The sequence below is a fragment of the Lysinibacillus sp. AR18-8 genome, from assembly GCF_001705465.1.
In the GTDB taxonomy this organism is placed as follows: Bacteria; Bacillota; Bacilli; order Bacillales_A; family Planococcaceae; genus Lysinibacillus; species Lysinibacillus capsici.
This window is the reverse complement of the sequence record NZ_MDGU01000004.1, coordinates 358,871-379,099: the sequence shown is the minus strand read 5'-3', so window position 1 is coordinate 379,099 and position 20,229 is coordinate 358,871. Positions and strand designations below refer to the sequence as shown.

16 protein-coding genes and 1 other annotated feature are annotated in these 20,229 nt (G+C 38.1%); of the genes, 15 read left to right on the top strand and 1 reads right to left on the bottom strand.

Features of this window, described 5'->3' with window-relative positions; genetic code table 11:
• The first annotated feature begins 38 nt into the window (after positions 1-38).
• The 10 genes from BFM98_RS03315 to BFM98_RS03270 all read left to right on the top strand — a co-directional run bounded on the left by BFM98_RS03315 (position 39) and on the right by BFM98_RS03270 (position 12,774).
• Entirely contained in the window at positions 39-1,487 is a 1,449-nt protein-coding gene (locus BFM98_RS03315; RefSeq protein WP_004226619.1) for an S-layer homology domain-containing protein, read from the top strand.
• Between the two features lie 18 nt (positions 1,488-1,505).
• Positions 1,506-4,424 carry a vWA domain-containing protein gene (locus BFM98_RS03310; RefSeq protein WP_066036514.1) on the top strand — a complete coding sequence of 973 codons (2,919 nt, stop codon included), beginning with the start codon at positions 1,506-1,508 and terminating at the stop codon, positions 4,422-4,424.
• A gap of 197 nt (positions 4,425-4,621) precedes the next feature.
• Complete coding sequence (gene hemA, locus BFM98_RS03305; RefSeq protein ID WP_066036513.1) at positions 4,622-5,986, top strand: glutamyl-tRNA reductase; 1,365 nt, start codon at positions 4,622-4,624, stop codon at positions 5,984-5,986.
• Positions 5,987-6,183: 197 nt separating this feature from the next.
• The gene (locus BFM98_RS03300; RefSeq protein ID WP_254659979.1) at positions 6,184-6,996 is read left to right on the top strand and encodes a cytochrome C assembly family protein; all 813 of its coding nucleotides are present in this window, start codon (positions 6,184-6,186) and stop codon (positions 6,994-6,996) included.
• Between the two features lie 18 nt (positions 6,997-7,014).
• Entirely contained in the window at positions 7,015-7,947 is a 933-nt protein-coding gene (gene hemC / locus BFM98_RS03295; RefSeq protein ID WP_066036512.1) for a hydroxymethylbilane synthase, read from the top strand.
• Positions 7,937-8,698, top strand: a complete 762-nt coding sequence (locus BFM98_RS03290; RefSeq protein WP_066036511.1) for a uroporphyrinogen-III synthase — start codon at positions 7,937-7,939, stop codon at positions 8,696-8,698. The genes hemC and BFM98_RS03290 overlap by 11 nt, the downstream gene beginning before the upstream one ends.
• On the top strand, positions 8,695-9,675 hold the full coding sequence (gene hemB, locus BFM98_RS03285) for a porphobilinogen synthase (RefSeq protein WP_054550020.1): 981 nt from the start codon (positions 8,695-8,697) through the stop codon (positions 9,673-9,675). Before BFM98_RS03290 ends, hemB begins: the two co-directional genes overlap by 4 nt.
• A complete protein-coding gene (hemL, locus tag BFM98_RS03280; RefSeq protein WP_048395136.1) occupies positions 9,676-10,968 on the top strand; it encodes a glutamate-1-semialdehyde 2,1-aminomutase in 1,293 nt (430 codons plus the stop codon).
• A 514-nt stretch (positions 10,969-11,482) separates the two neighbouring features.
• The gene (locus BFM98_RS03275) at positions 11,483-11,929 is read left to right on the top strand and encodes an SRPBCC family protein (protein ID WP_048395138.1); all 447 of its coding nucleotides are present in this window, start codon (positions 11,483-11,485) and stop codon (positions 11,927-11,929) included.
• A gap of 170 nt (positions 11,930-12,099) precedes the next feature.
• Positions 12,100-12,774 carry a valyl-tRNA synthetase gene (locus BFM98_RS03270; protein WP_175400699.1) on the top strand — a complete coding sequence of 225 codons (675 nt, stop codon included), beginning with the start codon at positions 12,100-12,102 and terminating at the stop codon, positions 12,772-12,774.
• On the opposite strand, the gene BFM98_RS23280 is transcribed toward BFM98_RS03270, so the two are convergent.
• The gene (locus BFM98_RS23280) at positions 12,751-12,945 is read right to left on the bottom strand and encodes a hypothetical protein (RefSeq protein ID WP_036124009.1); all 195 of its coding nucleotides are present in this window, start codon (positions 12,943-12,945) and stop codon (positions 12,751-12,753) included. The genes BFM98_RS03270 and BFM98_RS23280 overlap by 24 nt on opposite strands.
• Before the next feature lie 102 nt (positions 12,946-13,047).
• Positions 13,048-13,305, top strand: a binding site (T-box leader).
• 80 nt (positions 13,306-13,385) lie between these two features.
• Between BFM98_RS23280 and BFM98_RS03265 the strand changes: the two genes are divergently transcribed.
• The 5 genes from BFM98_RS03265 to BFM98_RS03245 all read left to right on the top strand — a co-directional run bounded on the left by BFM98_RS03265 (position 13,386) and on the right by BFM98_RS03245 (position 20,162).
• Entirely contained in the window at positions 13,386-16,031 is a 2,646-nt protein-coding gene (locus tag BFM98_RS03265) for a valine--tRNA ligase (RefSeq protein WP_048395142.1), read from the top strand.
• A 258-nt stretch (positions 16,032-16,289) separates the two neighbouring features.
• Positions 16,290-16,688, top strand: a complete 399-nt coding sequence (locus tag BFM98_RS03260) for a hypothetical protein (RefSeq protein WP_048395144.1) — start codon at positions 16,290-16,292, stop codon at positions 16,686-16,688.
• A 134-nt stretch (positions 16,689-16,822) separates the two neighbouring features.
• Positions 16,823-18,103 (top strand): bifunctional folylpolyglutamate synthase/dihydrofolate synthase, encoded by a 1,281-nt coding sequence (locus BFM98_RS03255; RefSeq protein ID WP_175400698.1) that lies wholly within the window; start codon positions 16,823-16,825, stop codon positions 18,101-18,103.
• The gene (locus tag BFM98_RS03250) at positions 18,100-19,350 is read left to right on the top strand and encodes a bifunctional folylpolyglutamate synthase/dihydrofolate synthase (protein ID WP_066036509.1); all 1,251 of its coding nucleotides are present in this window, start codon (positions 18,100-18,102) and stop codon (positions 19,348-19,350) included. The genes BFM98_RS03255 and BFM98_RS03250 overlap by 4 nt, the downstream gene beginning before the upstream one ends.
• A gap of 167 nt (positions 19,351-19,517) precedes the next feature.
• A complete protein-coding gene (locus tag BFM98_RS03245; RefSeq protein ID WP_004226648.1) occupies positions 19,518-20,162 on the top strand; it encodes a hypothetical protein in 645 nt (214 codons plus the stop codon).
• The last annotated feature ends 67 nt before the right edge of the window (positions 20,163-20,229 follow it).

The window sequence follows — 20,229 nt, the reverse complement described above, 5'->3', positions numbered from 1 at the left end:
TATGCACGCAAATGCACAGTGAAAGAGAGGAAAAGCGAATGCAAAAAAAATTATCTAAAATAATGTTTCTAGTCCTTGCTGTCTTTTTGATTGGAACAACTATTCCATTCAATGCATCAGCCGCTTCATTAGAAACAACAGGTGCTGTAAAAAACGAATATACATATGAAGAAGCTGTGTTCCTTTCAGGGACACCTGTTATTTTTAAAGGGACAAGTAAAGATATTAAAATTGCTCAAAAAGAATCAAAAGGTAAATTAACTGAAACGTATAGCATGAAGTTAACAGCAAGCAATGGCGCAACATTGACAAGAAATATTGCCTATGAATCAGATGTAGTGGATTATGCAGTTCTTGGTCAAAAAACATCCAATGGTGAAGTGAAGAAATACACTGAAAAAATCACAATTGGCGCCATTACTTATTCCTTAGTCGATTATCAATTTTCACAAGGAACAGTTACTGATAATCGTGCAGCCTCTGATTATTACTCAGGAAATATTATTTCTAGAAAAACCTATGCTTTTGAAACAGGAAAAGGAAAAAATGCTGTTCAAAACACAGTAACAATTGAAACAGATAGTCGACATGCAGGCTATGAGAACTTCTGGGGTGCGACAGAAACTCAAATCACGGAATCTGTTTATTCTTATAGTGATGGTAAAACAAGTCATGTGAAAAATCGTTTATCTACAAGTAAATCACGTGTTTTAAATTATGAGGAAAATCTCGGTAGCTTAGGGAGTTTTGAAGGTGGATATGCAGTCGTAAGTGAAAAGGATGTTATTTCTGAATATACATACGACCTATCTTCAGGACAAAAAGGTACACTTGATTTAGATACAGAGTACATGCCGACAATTGAACGTCTTATCATTCCTAAATTCAGAGATTTAACAACCCATTATGCGAAAGAAGCAATTGAAAAACTTTATTCTCTAGGTATTTACTCAGATTCAAGTAACTTCTTTTCTCCTAATACACCAATGAAACGTATTGATTTTACGACGGCTATTGGTAAAGCTGTTGATTTACGTGTGTTTGAAGAAAAGAAATCAAAAAAGACACCTACTACAAGTGTTTTTAAAGACTTGAAGCGTTCTATCAAAGATTACGGTTATATTGAATCAGCGTTAAATAAAGGGATAATCAAAGGTGTATCAGCTGACTACTTTAAGCCAGATAATGCTATTAATCGCGCGCAGGCTGCAACTATCTTTGTCCGTGCCTTAGGACTTGAAAATAGAGCACCTGATCCTGGTTACTTAACTAAATTTACAGATGACAAACAGATTCCAAATTATGCGAGAGATGGCATCTATATAGCGAATGAACTTGGCTTAATGATTGGTGATGCTGCTGGTCGTTTTAATCCAAATAAACCGCTAACGCGTGCAGAGGCGTCAGTTGTTTTAGAACGATTCTTGAAATATTTAGAGGATGACTTAAAACAAAACTATCGTGATGACATATTGTTCTTTAACTAAAGAAAGGATGGAACAAAAATGACATATGTAAAAAAAGCATTGCTTGCTATGCTTTGCTTCATGCTTCTACTGATGACAGCTACACCTACTGTTACGCAAGCAGCTACAATAATTAGAGATGTTCCAACAAATAGCAATAATTATAAAGCTATTTCATGGGCGGTCGATAATGACCTGATGTCCTTAAATAGTGCAAGTAACTTTTTACCAAATGATCAAGTGACAGATCGCGATCTTGTTCTGATGTTTGCCAAACTAGATCGTAACTATGCTTTATCTTATATTGATAGTGTTGCTTATAATTTCTATAGTGATTTTTATTTACCATTTAATGGTACACATGTAAATGCGAATCGAACAAAAGCTGTAACACGTGGCCAATTTGCCCAAATTTACGCGGCTTTTAAAGGCTTAGATTTAGATGAGCCACAGGCAGTTCAATATTTATATTCAAATGATTTATCTACAAGCTCTACAGGCAAAAACACTTTCGCTAGCTTTAATCCATCCACAAAACTAACACGGGGTGATGTTGCTGTATTTTTCTATCGTGCTGTTCAAAATAGCACTTTCGCAGTACAAGGATTAAAACGTAGTCAAGCTGGTCGTGATAATGATAGCATTACGTTACCACCTGGTTTTATGGGATCTAGTAGTGCTGATTTTGAAGAGCCAAAGGATAACTCAAATGATTTTACTGGACCAAATAATGTTAATAATGCATTGCAGAGTATCTTGGTGGAAAAGCCTGATTTAATTGCAAATAATGTGGATACAACACTAGTTACAGTTTCTTTAAAGGCTTGTAATGGTGATCCTATCGCTGATGATAAATCTTATTCATTCCGCGTGAAGGCATCCTACGGAAATATTGTTGATACTTCAGGTGAAGCAGTTGACATTGTCCAATCGGATGGTTCAACGGTATCTGCTATAGTGGTAGCACCAAAATTAACTAAATCAGTACGTGATACAATAACTTTTGAGCTGATTAATAATACGGACCCAGCAATGAAGTGTCTTGTTGGAGAGAAACTAAACGCAGAAGTGCGTTATGCACCACAGCCTGAATTGCGTATTGATTACCAAGTATACGACCCAGCAAATACAGATGATAATGGGAGCGTGATTCCTGAATTTCCAAAAAGTGAAGATATTCCAGAGTTCTTTACGCAAAATTTAATTGATGTTTATAGCCCAGTTCCTCTAGATTCTAATTCAGATAAAAAATTATTTAGTATTGGGCAGCAAACAAATGTGAAGGACGTTTTAGGAAATGTGCAAAACATCTATTTGCGTTACGGTGGATCTGATCCTAAATATCCGGCATTAGGTTATGAAAATGCTATTCTTCAATTTGAAAACTATGATATTTCTGTTCACTTATTTGAGGAACTTTTAAAGACACGTTTTGAGAACTCTGTTACAACGCCAGCTAAAACGGAAATAATGTATTTAATTGCTGACGATGGTCGTCCTATTTATCGCGTTCAGGGCATTGATGATGATATTGCCTCACAGGTAGAGAACATTAATCCAGTCGGCGCCATTATTCAGCTTATGAAAGAAATGCCAGACGAAAAAGATTTAACATTAGAACATTATGACAGTGTTATGAAGATTTATTCGATCTTCACTAACTTAAGTAACTATGACCGCACGGTATTATTAAAATACCAAGGCGGTAAATTACTTGGACAAGTAGAGGCGTTTAAAAAACGAGTAGAGGCCCTCAAGGAAAGTGCGGATGCTGCATCAAGACCATCAGGAAAAGATCGTTATACAAAAGTAATGGTGACTTTAGTGCGTCCTGGTGGAGAGCCTATTACAGATTATCAAGGGACAGTCAAAATTAAGTATGACGGAGTAGAAAAAACAGCTTCATTCATTACGAACACTTCTGATCCATTAAATAATACAGGGAATCCAGGTACTGCTGTAGCCTACTTTGATTCAGTTATATATGGCAAATCTAAAGTGGAAGCAAGACTTGTCAATCCAATAGACCCTCGCTATGCAACGTCCTTGAAGGGTTTAAAAGATAAAACAGTGACGAAAGATATTTTTACGAATCCATACTTCAGTAAAAACTCTTGTTCTTTAGCAACAGAAATTGCCTATGTAGTGGATTATTCTTCTTCCATGAAGGCTGTTGATCCAACAAATTATCGTGGGAAGAAAATGATTGAACTAATCAATCAATTAAAGGCTAAAAATAACATAGTCATTGAAACCAATACAAAAGCGACAGTACTTGGAGAAGGTACAACAGAAAATGTGTTGAAAAAAGATCTTTATAAAGCATCGAAAGATAAGGGTGCAACCGATATTTTTGCAGGCATCGATATTGCTTTAACAAAATTCTCGAACGATTCGAAAACATCCAAAGCGATTGTCGTTGTATCTGATGGTAAAACGAGTAAATCAAAAATGACAAAAGTTATAAATGAAGCGAAAAAGCAAGGTGTCAAAGTATACACAGTAAGTATGGGCAAAAAATCACAAGTAAATGACGCTACTTTAATGCAATTATCTTCAGAAACGGGCGGAACGTACTTCCATGCAATTGATAATTTGCAATTGCATCAAGTCTTCCAGAAGTTAATTGATACAATTTTATGTAAAACGCAATCTTCAAGCTGTATCAATCCAGAAGATTTATTTGAAGAGACAAGTGTTTCGCTACGAAAAGGTTATATTACAATGAGTGCTCGAGTTGATGGTAACTGTCAAAACGTTGCGAAGATGAATGTACGTTTTAATTCAATCAGTGGAGATGTCCAGTTTGATTTGCAAAAGCGTAGTGATCAAGTGTATATGTTAACAAAAACTGTTCAAACTATGCAGGACTTTAAAGTCAATGATGAGATTGAGTTTATAGCATACGATAAAGATGGTAATATGATTGCAATAAAGACTGTTACAATAACAAATTAATGAGAAAACTGCCTCCGATAATGGGGGCAGTTTTTTAATTTGAAACAACACGTATAATTTGTTACACTTAGTTTATAATAATTCTAATGTAGATGACGAATTGCAGTTCTTCATGACATGTTCACAAATTATTGATGAACTCTTGTCGAACTGTGCTATAATGAGATTTGTGAATTAGAACGTGTGAGGTGTTATTCATGCATACCATCGTAGTAGGCTTGAATTATAAAACAGCGCCTGTTGAAATACGTGAGAAGTTATCATTCATTGAGAGTGAACTGCCACAAGCAATGGAAGCGCTGCAAAAGCAAAAAAGTATATTAGAGAACGTAATTGTTTCGACATGTAATCGTACAGAAATATATGCTGTTGTGGATCAATTGCATACTGGACGTCATTTTGTGAAACAATTTTTAGCCAACTGGTTTGATTTGCCTGTGGAGACATTTTCTTCGTATTTAACGATTCGTGAAGAAGATGAGGCAGTCGAACATTTATTTAAAGTGACAGCTGGAATCGATTCAATGGTTCTAGGTGAAACACAAATTTTAGGGCAAGTAAAAAAAAGCTTTTTAAGTGGACAAGAGATTGGCACAACAGGAACGGTATACAATCAGCTATTTAAACAAGCAGTAACATTTGCAAAGCGTGCTCATAATGAAACAGCGATTGGTGAGAATGCGGTATCCGTTTCCTATGCGGCTGTAGAATTAGCAAAGAAAATTTTTGGCTCATTACAACGCAAGCATGTAGCAATTTTAGGTGCAGGAAAAATGGGGGAACTTGCAATTGAGAACCTTTACGGTAGTGGTGTAGGGAAAGTTACTGTCATTAACCGTACATTTGAAAAAGCAGAAAGCTTAGCAGCTAAATTCCATGGTGAAGCTAAATCAATGAAGGAATTACAATGTTCTTTGTTAGAAGCGGATATTTTAATTACTTCAACAGGTGCTACTGATTATGTTATTGATTACGAGCTAATGCAATTTGTGGAACGTTTACGTAAAGGAAAACCATTATTCATGGTAGATATAGCGGTTCCTCGTGATATTGACCCACGAGTTGGCGACCTACCAAATGTATTCCTATATGATATTGATGATTTACAAGGTATTGTCGAAGCGAACTTAGCAGAGCGTGAACGTGCTGCTGCTGATATTACTAATATGATTGGCGAAGAAGTTGTGCAATTTAAAGACTGGGTAGCTACTCTTGGGGTAGTGCCAGTCATCTCAGCATTACGTAAAAAAGCAAATCGTATTCAACAAGAGACTATGACAAGTATCGAAAATAAAATGCCAGATTTAACGGAACGTGAACGTAAAATTTTAAGCAAACATACAAAATCTATTATCAATCAATTGTTAAAAGAGCCAATCTTGCAAGCTAAAGAAATGGCTAATTCTCCAAAAGCAAATGAACAGTTACGTTTATTCCAACAAATTTTTGGTATAGAGGATGCTGTGGAAGCTGAAGTTCATGAGATGACAAAGCAAGAGCTTGAGCGCAAAGAACGCACACAGGTATCTCAGACTTCTACTGAACCAAAGTACTCTTTCTAAATTATCTATTGCGCTCACGTAGAAAGCTGTGATTGTACATGGGTGTTACGCGCAATTGGATTTTCTACTGATATTACACGAGGCGTTTTCGTATCTGTATGGTAAACTAAGGATACGAAAACGTTTTTTTGTTTTCTATGCTAAAATAGTTTATTAATTTCACGACAAAGAAGGGATGTCTATTGGCTGATTTGACCATGACGAGGCTCTATGAAGTGATGATCGTCTTGTATGCGATCAGTCTAGTTTTTTACTTTACTGATTATTTTTATAAGCAAGTACGTGCAAGACGCATTGCTTTTTGGCTTGTTTCATTTGTATGGATGATTCAAAGTGCCATTATCATTTTAACGTTTGTGGAAACGAAGCGTTTTCCGATTTTATCCTTGTCTGAGGGAATACTTTTTTATTCCTGGTTACTCGTGACGTTATCCATTATCCTTCATTGCATAGCAAGGGTGGATTTACCTGTGTTTATTATTAATATACTAGGATTTTTATTCGCTAGTATATTTACTTTTATGCCGAAACGTCCTACAGGAGCTGTCGGGGATACTTTAATTTCAGAGATGCTTTTTATTCATATATCATTTGCAATATTGTCTTATGCAGCGTTTACATTAACATTTGTGTTTGCCATTTTGTATCTCGTTCTATATCGATTGCTGAAAAAGAAAAAGTGGTCGCATTTATGGACTAGATTGCCTTCCTTGCAGCAGACAAGCAGCTGGATGAATATTTCATTTTTCATTGGAATTCCGATGTTATTTATAAGTTTAATATTAGGGTTTGAATGGGCACTATTAACATTAGAGAGTCTTTCGATTTTCGATGCGAAAATCATAGGGTCCTTCATTATTTTAATTTTGTATTGTTTTATCCTATATGTGAATCGCAAAAGCAAGCTGACAGGTACAACTTATGCATGGGTACATATTTATGCCTATCTATTAGTTGTTGTAAACTTCTTCTTAGGTAGTAGTTTATCGCGATTCCATTTATGGTATTAGAAGAAAGGTTGGAGACTGTTGAGAAAAATTATTGTAGGTTCTAGGAGAAGTAAATTAGCGCTAACGCAAACAAATTGGTTCATTAATGAATTAAAAGCGGCTGGTGCACCATTCGAATTTGAAGTAAAAGAGATTGTAACAAAAGGTGACCAAATTTTAGATGTACAGCTTTCAAAAGTAGGTGGGAAAGGGTTGTTTGTAAAAGAAATTGAACAAGCCCTTTACGATAAAGAAATTGACTTTGCTGTTCATTCTATGAAAGATATGCCTGCTGTATTGCCAGATGGGCTAGTGATTGGTTGTATTCCACCACGTGAAGATGCTCGTGATGCATTTATTTCTAAAGGGCATGTTAAATTTGCTGACCTTCCTGCGGGAGCAGTCGTTGGGACAAGTTCTTTACGTCGTAGTGCTCAGCTTTTAACAGTACGTCCTGATATCGAAATTAAATGGATTCGTGGAAATGTTGATACACGCTTAGCTAAGCTTGAAACAGAAGAATATGATGCCATTATTTTAGCAGCGGCTGGTTTGAAACGCCTTGGGTGGAGTGATGATGTAGTCACTGAGTTTTTACCTGTCGAACAATGTCTACCAGCTGTAGCGCAAGGTTCTCTTGGCATTGAATGTCGTGCCGATGATGCGGAGCTTTTAGCCGAATTAGGTAAGTTGACTGATTCATTCACTTGGCAAGAAGCACATGCAGAACGTGCATTTTTAGCGGCAATGGATGGTGGTTGTCAAGTTCCGATTGCTGGTTATGCCACTTCAAATGGGGAAGAAATTACATTAACAGGCCTTGTTGCTGCTCCAGATGCATCTGTTGTGTATAAGGAAACAGTAGTTGGCACAGATGCACAAAAAATTGGAGAAGAACTAGCTGCTAGTTTAACAAAACAAGGAGCTTTCGATTTAATTCAGCGTGTAAAGGCAGAGCAAGATGCCCAGTAATTTACCTCTAAAGGGTAAAACCATACTTTTAACAGGCACATCTAAGACAACAACCATTGTCGAAAATATAACAGCTTTAGGTGGACATGCCATCGTAGCCCCATTAATTGAAACTTGTGAACGATTAGATAGCAAGGATCCTGAACTATTGAACCGCGCTAAGCAATATGATTGGTTGATTTTTACTAGTCAAAATGCTGTAGAAGCTTTTGCTAGTAAAATGCTACGACATCAATTTAATGCAAGTCATTTCAAAGGAAAAATAGCTTCCATTGGAACTAAAACAACAACAGCATTAGAAAATCTAGGATTTCAAGTGAGCTTTATGCCTTCCATATTTAGTGCTGATATTTTCGTTAAAGAATTTCCGAGTGTAGCGGGTAATCAACCTAGATGTCTGTTTATTCGAGGAGAAAAGGCGAAAAGTACGCTGAAGGATGGATTGCCTTTTGAATTAAAAGAATGGACAGTCTATGAAACGATAGAACGACATGATCAAACATCTGTTATTGTCAGTTGCATCCAGCAATATCAAAATGTTACAGTGGTTTTTGCTAGTCCTTCAGCAGTTGACGTGTATGCAATGGAAGTTGTGCCACATATTGGCTGGGAATCAGCTCACATTGCAGCCATCGGCCATATTACGGAAGCAGCTCTTGAACAATACGGTGCTACTGTGGATATTATGCCAAGCGTTTATACAATGCAAGCAGTCATCGAAGAAATTATGAAAGTAGGGGACAAATCATGACAAAACTACAATTTCAAAGACACCGTCGTTTGCGTGCCAATGCAACGATGAGATCAATGGTAAAAGAAACATACTTACATAAAGAGGACCTGATCTATCCTATTTTTGTAATAGAAGGCGAAAATATTAAAAATGAAGTACATTCAATGCCTGGCGTTTTTCAATTTTCATTAGATAAACTAGAGGCAGAGGTGGATGAGGTTGTAGCATTAGGTATTCCTGCAGTTATTTTATTTGGCTTGCCAGCTGAAAAGGATGCGGTTGGAACAGGTGCATTTCATGATCATGGCATTGTGCAGGAAGCGACTCGACTCATTAAAACACGTCATCCTGAGTTATTAGTTATCGCGGATACATGCTTGTGTGAATTTACGGATCATGGACATTGTGGCTTAATTGAGGGCGATCAAATTTTGAATGATCCTTCATTAGATGTTTTAGCCCGCACGGCGATATCACAAGCAAAAGCTGGCGCTGATATCATTGCTCCATCTAATATGATGGATGGCTTTGTAACGGCAATTCGCGCTGGTCTGGATGAAGCTGGTTTTGAACATATCCCGATTATGTCCTATGCAGTCAAATATGCATCCAGTTACTATGGACCTTTCCGTGATGCTGCAGATGGTGCTCCGCAATTTGGTGATCGTAAATCCTACCAAATGGATCCATCAAATCGTCTAGAGGCATTCCGTGAAGCGGAGTCAGATATCGAAGAGGGCGCAGATTTCCTAATTGTCAAGCCTGCCCTTAGCTATTTAGATATTATTCGAGACATGAAAAATAACTATCCATTACCGCTTGTTGCGTATAATGTTTCAGGTGAATATGCAATGATTAAAGCGGCTGCTATAAATGGTTGGATTGAAGAGAAAAAAGTTGTGCTTGAAACATTATTAGGCATGAAACGTGCAGGCTCTGATTTAATTATTACGTATCATGCAAAAGATGTTGCACGTTGGTTGGAGGAGAAATAAATGACACGTTCTTACGAAAAATCAAAACAAGCCTATGCTGAAGCTGTTCAATTAATGCCGGGCGGTGTAAGTAGCCCAGTACGTGCGTTTAAATCAGTAAATATGGACCCGATTTTCATGGAATCTGGCCATGGGGCAATCATTAAAGACATTGATGGCAATGAATATATTGATTATGTATTGTCTTGGGGTCCGCTAATTTTAGGACATACGCATCCAGAGGTAGTGAAAGCAATTGCAGATACAGCTGCGAAGGGTTCTTCCTTCGGTGCTCCAAGCTATACAGAAAATCGCTTAGCTCAATTAGTATTAGACCGTTTACCAGGAATGGAAATGATTCGCTTTGTTTCTTCTGGAACAGAGGCTACTATGTCTGCATTACGTGTAGCACGTGGTGTGACAGGACGTGATAAGATCTTAAAGTTTGAAGGGTCTTATCATGGTCACGGTGACTCCTTATTGATTAAAGCTGGTTCTGGTGTTGCCACATTAGGCCTACCTGATAGCCCTGGCGTACCTGCAGATATCGCCCGCAATACGTTGACAGTTGCCTATAATGATTTAGAAGGGGCAAAAGTGATTTTTGAGAAATTTGGCACAGAGTTAGCTGCAGTCATTGTGGAGCCAGTAGCAGGAAATATGGGTGTTGTACCTCCACAACCAGGTTTCCTAGAAGGTTTGCGTGCACTTACTTCAGAGCACGGTGCATTATTAATCTTTGACGAAGTCATGACAGGTTTCCGCGTAGATTATGGCTGTGCACAAGGGTATTTTGGGGTAACGCCTGATATGACTACTTTAGGTAAAGTCATCGGAGGTGGTCTCCCTGTAGGCGCATTCGCTGGGAAAAAAGAAATTATGGAGCAAGTAGCACCAGCTGGACCAATTTATCAAGCAGGAACATTATCGGGGAATCCGTTAGCGATGACAGCTGGTTATGAAACGTTATCCCGTTTAGACCATGGTACGTATGATTACTTTAAAAAATTAGGGGATCAGCTTGAGGCTGGTTTCCGTGAAGCAGCAACTAAATATAATATCCCGCACACTGTTAATCGTGCAGGCTCTATGATTGGCTTCTTCTTCACGAATGAAGATGTCATTGATTTTGCTTCTGCTAAAACATCAGATTTACAATTATTCGCTGAATATTTCCGTCTAATGGCAGAGGAAGGTATTTTCTTACCTCCTTCTCAATTCGAGGGACTATTCATCTCAACAGCTCACACGGAAGAGCACATTGCGACAACAGTGGCAGCATTCCATAAAGTATTTGCGCAATTAGCGCAATAAAATTTGATAGAGCATGCTAGCATTATTTCTAGCATGCTCTTCTGCTGTTGAAAGGTGAAAATGGTTTCCGTTGTAGGCTACTTGCTTTCCTGTGGCTCACCTCTTTAGCTTTCCCACGGGATTCAAGCACCTTCCACTCCACCCCATAAAAATGTTTCTTAATAGCAAGGTTTTCAAATAAAGTAAAAGTGTTCACTACTCATTTTATGTAGAGGTGTTGTCACTCACGAACGCCCCCCTGGAAAGGATGCTAGCGGAACGGAATAAACCCTCGCTTTGTAAAATTGCTTTATATCCCATTGACAATACCTTTTTTAATGGTAAGCAGAAGGCATTATAGTGCTTGAGGAATACATGAGTAAAAAGGAACAATAGCATATATTTACTAGTAAGTAAGCTCAACTATACTGGATGAAGGACCTGCTTTTGTCAAAATTACATCTTTCAGCATAGCCAAATTGTGGGCGATATCGTTTATAATATAGCTATTCATAAAAGAAGGTAGTGAATTGATATGGCAACAGGCACACACACGGTCGAAGTACCCGTAGGGATTGAACATGTATGGGATTTCGTTAGTGATATGGAAAAATGGGCAAAGCTTGTCCCTGGTTATAATGCACATGAAATGATTGATGAGAAACACTCCACTTGGACTTTTAAAGGCAATGTTGGCGTTTTGAAAAAAACAGTTGAAGTAGAAATTACAATCTTAGAATGGATAGCACCATCAAAAGTTACATTTGAATTAAAGGGGCTTTCTGATAACTTCACAGGAAATGGCTATTTCCTCGCAGAAAGTATCGACGCTGAAAATACTAAAATGACAGGATTCTTAGAAGTCATTGCAGGCGGGTTAGCTGGCCCTGTTCTCAATCCGATTTTTAAACCGATCGTACCAAAGGCAACACAAATGCTAACAGATCGTGTAGCTAATAAAATTAAATTAGTAAATGTTTAATGATACGAACAGCCATGGGAATGGCATGCTAGACTATTACTTCTAGCATGCCATTTTTTTAGTAGTATCTATTTTTAACTCTGTTCAAATGGCAACATCCTAGCATACTATCCTTCAAATCGTCATATGATGCAAAGGGAGGGATTATTATCGAACACAAAACTTGGAATATGCGCGAAACATTTTGTTTTCCTGGATATGGCTGCCCAACTGAAATAGCAGCTGTTCAAATTAAGCCACAGTGGCAGGCAATGCAGTTAGAGGATTCTTTGCGACTTATGGGCATCTATCATATCACCGCACACGTTCGCTTTGATTTTCAAGATATGCAAGCATTTGCGGAAAATGAAGATTTAATTACAATTGATGCCCTTGATATTCAAGGAGATACTGGTTATTTTGAGTATGCCGTTCCTTTACATGTGGATTTACCAAAAGAATCAGATGTCAAAGATTTAATGGTCAAGGATATTCGCCCTAGTCTAACAAATCAGATGTGTCAGCTTGAGTGGACAGTCACAAGCGCTTTCAATGAATATGAACCTGTTGTTGAAAAAGATGTGTTAGACAATCCGCACCTATCAACACATGCTTTCGAACAAGAGGAGACATTGGCTGCAATTGAAGAAAGTGTTCAAGTGAAACAACCTGCCGCAGTAGCAGCAGCTTCACGCCAAGAGAATTCTACAACAGTTGACCAAAAAGCTGTATTAAGAGAATCCTCAAGCCATATTGTTGTACGCGAATCCAGTACTTGGCATGAAGTGCCTTCTATGATTTGGGATCTAACAGAAGAATATACACCGCTTAAAGTTCGTGTTTCAAATGATGTCTTTCAAAAGTAAATAGCAGAGAAGTAGCAGGAGTAATAAGAAGACTAAATCACCTGATGTTGGCACAATAATGACACGGATAAACTGAAAAGCACAAATCGGCACGATGATGGTTCTGCAATAAAAACGAACTTGTCGTAGCCAAGGTGGTAAAAGCCAAGGGTTATACTTGCGTCGTCGCATTTGAATTGTCACTTCCTTTTCTATTTACTTTCCTCTTACTAAAAGATGACTAAATCACTTGAAAAATGACACGATCCTGCGGTACAATAAGGAAAATCAAATACAGATGCTATGATAGGGAAGAGTAAATTTTGACTACATTTTCAGAGAGGAAACGGTAGCTGAGAAGTTTCTATTTGTACGAAATTGAAGGTAGCCCTTGAGCAGCTTTAGTGAACTAATAGTAGTTAAAGCCGGTTAAACACCGTTACCGAATTGAGAGCCAGTAGAATAGGCTGAGAAAATATGTTATTTAATATTTATCTTAACCCTGCTGGAATTAAAGGTGGTACCGCGAACTAAAACTCCTTCGTCCTTTTAGACGAGAGGAGTTTTTTTATTGGGTAAAAAATAAATAGTATTTCTTTACCAACAGTTTTCAAACAATAGGAGGAGTCAATATGACAGAAAACATTTCAATGCCAACTAAATATGACCCACAGTCCATTGAAGCTGGTCGCTATGAATGGTGGTTACAAGGGAAGTTCTTCGAGGCACAGCCTGAAAGTGGGAAAAAGCCCTATTCAATCGTTATTCCACCACCGAACGTAACAGGTAAATTACACCTTGGTCATGCTTGGGATACAACATTACAAGATATTCTCATTCGTATGAAACGCATGCAAGGCTATGATGCCCTATGGTTGCCAGGTATGGACCATGCTGGTATAGCAACACAGGCAAAAGTAGAAGCCAAGCTGCGTGAGGATAATATTACACGTTATGATTTAGGACGTGAAAAATTCCTCGAAAAAACATGGGAATGGAAAGAAGAGTATGCTGGACATATTCGTGATCAATGGGCAAAGCTTGGTCTTGGATTAGATTATACACGTGAACGTTTCACATTAGACAAAGGTCTTTCAGATGCCGTAAAAACAGTTTTTGTTCAGTTATATGAAAAAGGTTTAATTTATCGTGGTGAACGTATTATCAACTGGGACCCAGCAGCAAAAACAGCATTATCTGATATCGAGGTAATTTATCAGGATGTGCAAGGTGCCTTCTATCATATGAAATATCCATTAGCTGATGGCTCTGGCTATGTAGAAGTTGCTACAACACGTCCCGAAACCATGCTTGGTGACTCTGGGGTAGCTGTTCACCCGAACGATGAGCGTTACCAGCACTTAATTGGTAAAAACGTTATTTTACCGATTGTAGGTCGCGAAATTCCAATTGTTGCTGATGAGTACGTTGATATGGAATTTGGTACTGGGGTTGTAAAAATGACACCAGCCCATGATCCGAACGACTTTGAAGTTGGTAATCGTCATAATCTAGAGCGCATTCTAGTAATGAATGAAGACGGCACAATGAATGATCTTGCTGGCAAATATAAAGGAATGGATCGCTTCGAATGCCGCAAGCAAATTGTTGCTGATTTACAAGAAGCAGGTGTGTTAATTCGCATTGAAGAGCATATGCATTCAGTAGGACACTCTGAACGTTCTGGTGCTGTTGTTGAGCCATATCTTTCAGCACAATGGTTCGTTAAAATGCAACCACTTGCTGATGCTTCCCTAGAGCTGCAAAAGGACGAAGAAGGGAAAGTAAACTTTGTTCCTGCTCGTTTTGAAAACACATATTCCCGCTGGATGGAGAATATACGCGATTGGTGTATTTCTCGTCAATTATGGTGGGGCCATCAAATCCCAGCCTGGTACCATAATGAAACAGGCGAAATATACGTAGGTAAAGAAGCCCCAGCAGATGCAGAAAACTGGACGCAAGATGAAGATGTACTAGATACATGGTTCTCTTCAGCACTATGGCCGTTTTCTACTATGGGTTGGCCAGATGAAGCAAATGAAGAATATAAACGTTACTATCCAACAAATACATTAGTAACAGGCTATGATATTATTTTCTTCTGGGTTTCTCGAATGATTTTCCAAGGCCTTGAGTTTACAGATCAACGTCCATTTAAAGATGTGCTAATTCATGGTTTAGTACGTGATGGTGAAGGGCGTAAAATGAGTAAATCACTTGGCAATGGTGTTGATCCAATGGATGTCATTGAACAATACGGTGCAGATTCATTACGCTACTTCTTAGCTACTGGTTCATCACCTGGTCAAGATTTACGCTATACAACTGAAAAAGTTGAAGCAGTATGGAACTTTGCCAATAAGATTTGGAATGCATCACGTTTTGCGCTTATGAATATGGATGGTATGACATATGATGAGATCGATTTAACTGGTGAAAAATCTGTAGCTGACAAATGGATTTTAACGCGCTTAAATGAAACGATTGAACGAGTAACCTCTCTTGCAGAGCGTTATGAATTCGGCGAAGTTGGCCGTGAATTATACAATTTCATTTGGGATGATTTCTGTTCTTGGTATATTGAAATGGCAAAATTACCACTTTACGGTGAGGATGAAGCAGCTAAAAAGACAACTCGATCTATTTTAGCTTACGTACTAGATCAAACAATGCGTCTTTTACATCCATTTATGCCTTTCATTACAGAAGAAATCTGGCAGCACTTACCACACGAAGGTGAATCTATTACAGTGGCAGCATGGCCAACAGTACGCACAGATCTTCATTTTGCTGATGAAGCAGATAATATGAAGCTCCTAATGGATATTATACGTTCAGTACGTAATATTCGTGCGGAAGTAAATACACCGATGAGCAAAAAAGTACCGTTGTTTATTTCAGCGAAAGATGCAGCAACAGCAGCTGTACTTAAAGATAATCAAGCATATCTAGAAAAATTCTGTAATCCTGACACTTTAACAATTGGTGAAGGTTTAGAGGCCCCAGGACAGTCAATGACCGCTGTTGTGACAGGAGCACAGGTATTCCTGCCTCTTGTTGGACTGATCAATCTTGAGGAAGAAATTGCCCGTCTTGAAAAAGAATTAGAGAAATGGGCAAAAGAAGTAAAGCTTGTTACAGGTAAATTATCGAATGAGAAGTTTGTCTCGAAAGCACCGGAAGCGTTAGTCAACGCAGAACGTGAGAAATTAGCAGATTACGAAAGCAAGCATGCAGTTGTGTTAAAACGTTTAGAAGAATTAAAAAATATGTAAAGACGAAGCAATGGATGACGAAAAAGTCATCCATTGCTTTTTTTATGTAGAGCTAAAGATATACATTGAATTAGGAAAAAATATATAGTATTATTTTAAATAAATTGGTCTAATAGATGATGTTAAGCGCTGAACTAATAGGAAACAAAACCTAATTTCATGTTATGTTAGCCGTGAAAAACCAAATCTAAATAGATGGTTTTTTAGATAGACAGTCTTTGTTAGTAAAGAAAATAAGAGCCAATGGAGGTGTTGAGAATGTCAGGAAATATTGCAACCATTATTACAAAAGTCAACAAAGCATGTGATGAATTAGACTTTGTAAGCGCGAGAGTATTGATCGAAACGAATCTCTTAAAATTATCCGAAGCAAAGTATTATCGTTTATTGAATACAAGTGGCCGTGTCCTGATTAAGCACATATTAGCAAATAGTAATCCCCAACAGGATAGCACTAAATTATCACGAACAGATTTATTAACGATCCAAAAAATTAATGAATATTGCTCAGATTTTGATATATCGATGCTAAAAAGAACGTTAAAAAATGCTTTTGACTTAGTGCAACGCCCAGATGTTCATCCATTATTAAATAGTGATGCAAAAACCATTTTAAATAATATGGGTGCTTTATTAGGTGCTCACAAAGTACACTAAAATAATATTAATACGAACACGCAGTTGCTAGCTGCGTGTTTTTTGTATTTTGTCATTTTGTTATGTTATTAAACGTTACTTGTACTAAAATAAAGATATTGCAGTAAGAAGGAGTGTTTCTTTTGTTTAACACAATGAACGAATGTACAAAATTTATTTTTACATTAAAAGCAGTTGATCATAAACGTGCGCCACTTGTCCTTATGCGAGAAGTACTAGGGCATTTAGATGAACCTCACAACAAGCTAAGAGTAATCCATGTAGCAGGTTCAAATGGTAAAGGTTCTACGGTGAACGCATTAAGAGAAATGCTTCAACATGCAGGCTACACTGTAGGGGCATTTACGTCTCCACATTTAGAGCGAGTTAATGAACGTATGACCATTAACGGCCACCAAATTTCGGATGAGCAATTTCTCTACTATTTCAATAAACTTGCGAAAATTATAGAAGAACACTACAATGGTGAATTTCCAAGCTTTTTTGAGGTAGTTACACTCATTATGTTTCAGTATTTTGCACATGAAGGTGTAGATATAGCGCTTATTGAGACAGGGCTTGGAGGGCGTTTGGATGCGACAAATGTCGTAACACCGCTTTTAGCTATTATTACAACGATCTCGTTAGAGCATACAGCCTTTTTAGGCGACACTTTCGCAAAGGTTGCCGCAGAAAAAGCTGGCATCATCAAGGAAGGCATACCAGTTGTTGTAGGTGTTCATAATGAGGAGGCATTGGCTGTCATTAAAGCTACTGCAGAGGAACGACATGCATCATGCTTTGTTTTAGGACAAGACTTCACAGTGACAAATAGTTGGCAGAGCACTGACTATCAGCACTTTACATATGAAAAGGCTCATGTCTTGATGAAGGATGTACCATTAAAAATGGCTGGTCAACATCAAATAAATAATGCAAGTTTGGCCATCACAGCCATACTAACATTACGTGAGCAGGGGGCAATTGTCATTACTGATGATTCTATTTGTCAAGGTCTACAATGTGCGCAATGGGCAGGCCGCTTTGAGCAATGGCCGAATCAAATTGTGCTAGATGGTGCTCATAATTCAGAAGGGACAGCTGCTCTGATCCAAACACTAAAAAATGTCTATCCAAGAAACAATTATCACTTTATTTACGCGGCATTAGCAGATAAGGATCATGCTAACAGTATAGAACTAATGGATGCTGTTGCCACCTCGATCACTTTTACACAAATAGACCTACCGAATGCAATGCCTGCTGAAAGCTTAGCGATGTTGTCGACTCATGCAAATAAAATGGTTCATACAGAATGGCTAAAAAGCCTTCAAACAGTATTACAAGAACGCCAAAAAGAAGATATTGTTGTCATTACAGGCTCATTATACTTTATAGCACAAGCTCGACAGTGGCTACAGGAGGAAGGACGATGATCCCAAACTTTGATCATTATAAAGAGAAATGGCAGGTTAAAAGTGAGGATATCATTAAACCAGGTCTTACAGCGATTGAAGAGGCTTTATCATATTTAGGTAATCCTGAGCAAACTTTGCGTGTTGTCCACTTAGCGGGCACAAATGGCAAAGGCTCTACGTTAACATTTCTAGAGGCAATTGCACAAGAACATGGCTTACGCGTGGGCAAATTTATGTCACCATGTATCGTTGATGTTCATGACCAAATTCAAATAGCTGGTCAACCTATAACAGAGGCTGAAATGGATCAAGTTTTCCAACAGATGCATGAGGCTGGGCTGAGTGGCAAACTAACCGATTTTGAATTGCTGACGGTGGTGGCATTTTTACATTTTGTCAATGGGCAGGTGGATATTGCGCTGATTGAAGCGGGAATGGGTGGTTTATTGGATAGTACAAATGTGGTAACACCTATTGTCTCTATTATCCCAAGTATTGCTTTAGAGCACACAAAGTTTTTAGGGGATACCCTTGAAAGCATTGCACACCATAAAGCAGGTATTATTAAACAACAACGTCCAGTTATTATTGGTGATTTGCCTGATGAGGCGAAGCGAGTTGTGGATGCAGCAGCCGTTCGAAAAAAAGCCACTCTATTTGCATTAGGTCAGCATTTTGCCATTAAGCAAACAACTGATGGAGAAAGCTATATGAATGACGTACAGCAGTTCCAAATTGCGAACCTGAATCGTTCTATGAAGGGGACACATCAGGGAAACAATATGGCTCTCGCCATTACAGCATTTTTTGAAGTGGCGTCAGAATTAGACGTGTCTATTGATCAAACAGCTATTCGTCAAGCTGTGCAAAAGGCCTCTATTTTGGGACGCTTTGAAGAAATAATGCCTTTCGTTATATTGGATGGTGCGCATAATCCTGCAAGTGCTGAAAAATTAATAGAAACGATTCAGTGTGAATATCCAAATGAGCAGATAACATTTGTCGTTGGCATACTAGCAGATAAAGATGTTGAGCAGATTCTCGGAATTCTAGAGCAGGTGAGTGATGACTTTTACTTCGTCGATTTTGCTAATTCACGAGCAATGCCAGCCCATCAAATGGTCAAACTTTCTCATGCAACATCGAAAACAACCTTGCTTGACTATGCATCCTTTATACAGGCACAATCACATAGACAGCAGAGAACCATTGTAGCAGGCTCGTTATATTTATTAACAGAGGTTCGTCATAGATTAAAACAATGAAATAACTAGGGCTCTTGATAGGGAGTCCTAGTTTTTTTATGGCTGCAAATTTAGATTGCAATGAGTTCCGTATCAAAAAATAATAAATTCGCATTTACCCTTTGGAATGTACATATAATATCATATGATGTTGGCATAGATAGGTGGAAGGATGAGGTGATAGTTGAATGAAAATTGTAAGTCATGTGATGAAAAAACAAATATTTCGAGCAATGATTATTGGTGGATTTGTTGGTCTATTAGGTGTAGCAATTTTTCTGGGCGTTTTACAAGCCAGCACACAGTTACCTTTAAAGAAAAATGGTAGTGAAGTGGCAAATAATCAATCACAAACAGAAACGATTCCAACTGCCGGGGAGACAACCAATACATCTAATGCATCGATGTTTTATGCAAGCCAAGCTGGCGTGTATTCAAACTATGAGAGCGCAAGTTCATTTGTTGCTGAGTATCCTGCCTTAAAAGAGAGTGCGATCGTTCAAGTTGATGACAAGTTTTATGTGTGGACAAGCATGGTGACGGAGGAAAGTCAGCTAAAATTTTTACAGGACCCCGCAACCTTTAAAAAGGCATTTAGCGTCAGTGGTGAAAGCTGTAAAGAACCTACCTTGGCAGAACTACCAACTGCATTAGCAGATAAAAATGCCGCAAAATTAAATTTTAAGGAAAATGGCAAGGACTCAACGCTACCTGAGGATTGGCAGTCCATTGGCGCAGCGGCCTCTACTATTTCCAACGATATCAATATCATTCGTCTGCATGTTTTTGCACATTACCAATCTAAAAATACGTGTCTTCAAGTGAAGTTTTAACAATAAAAAATAATGAAATCTTCATTATCTTGTTTTTTTGAAAATTTTCAAATTGTGCATTCTTCTG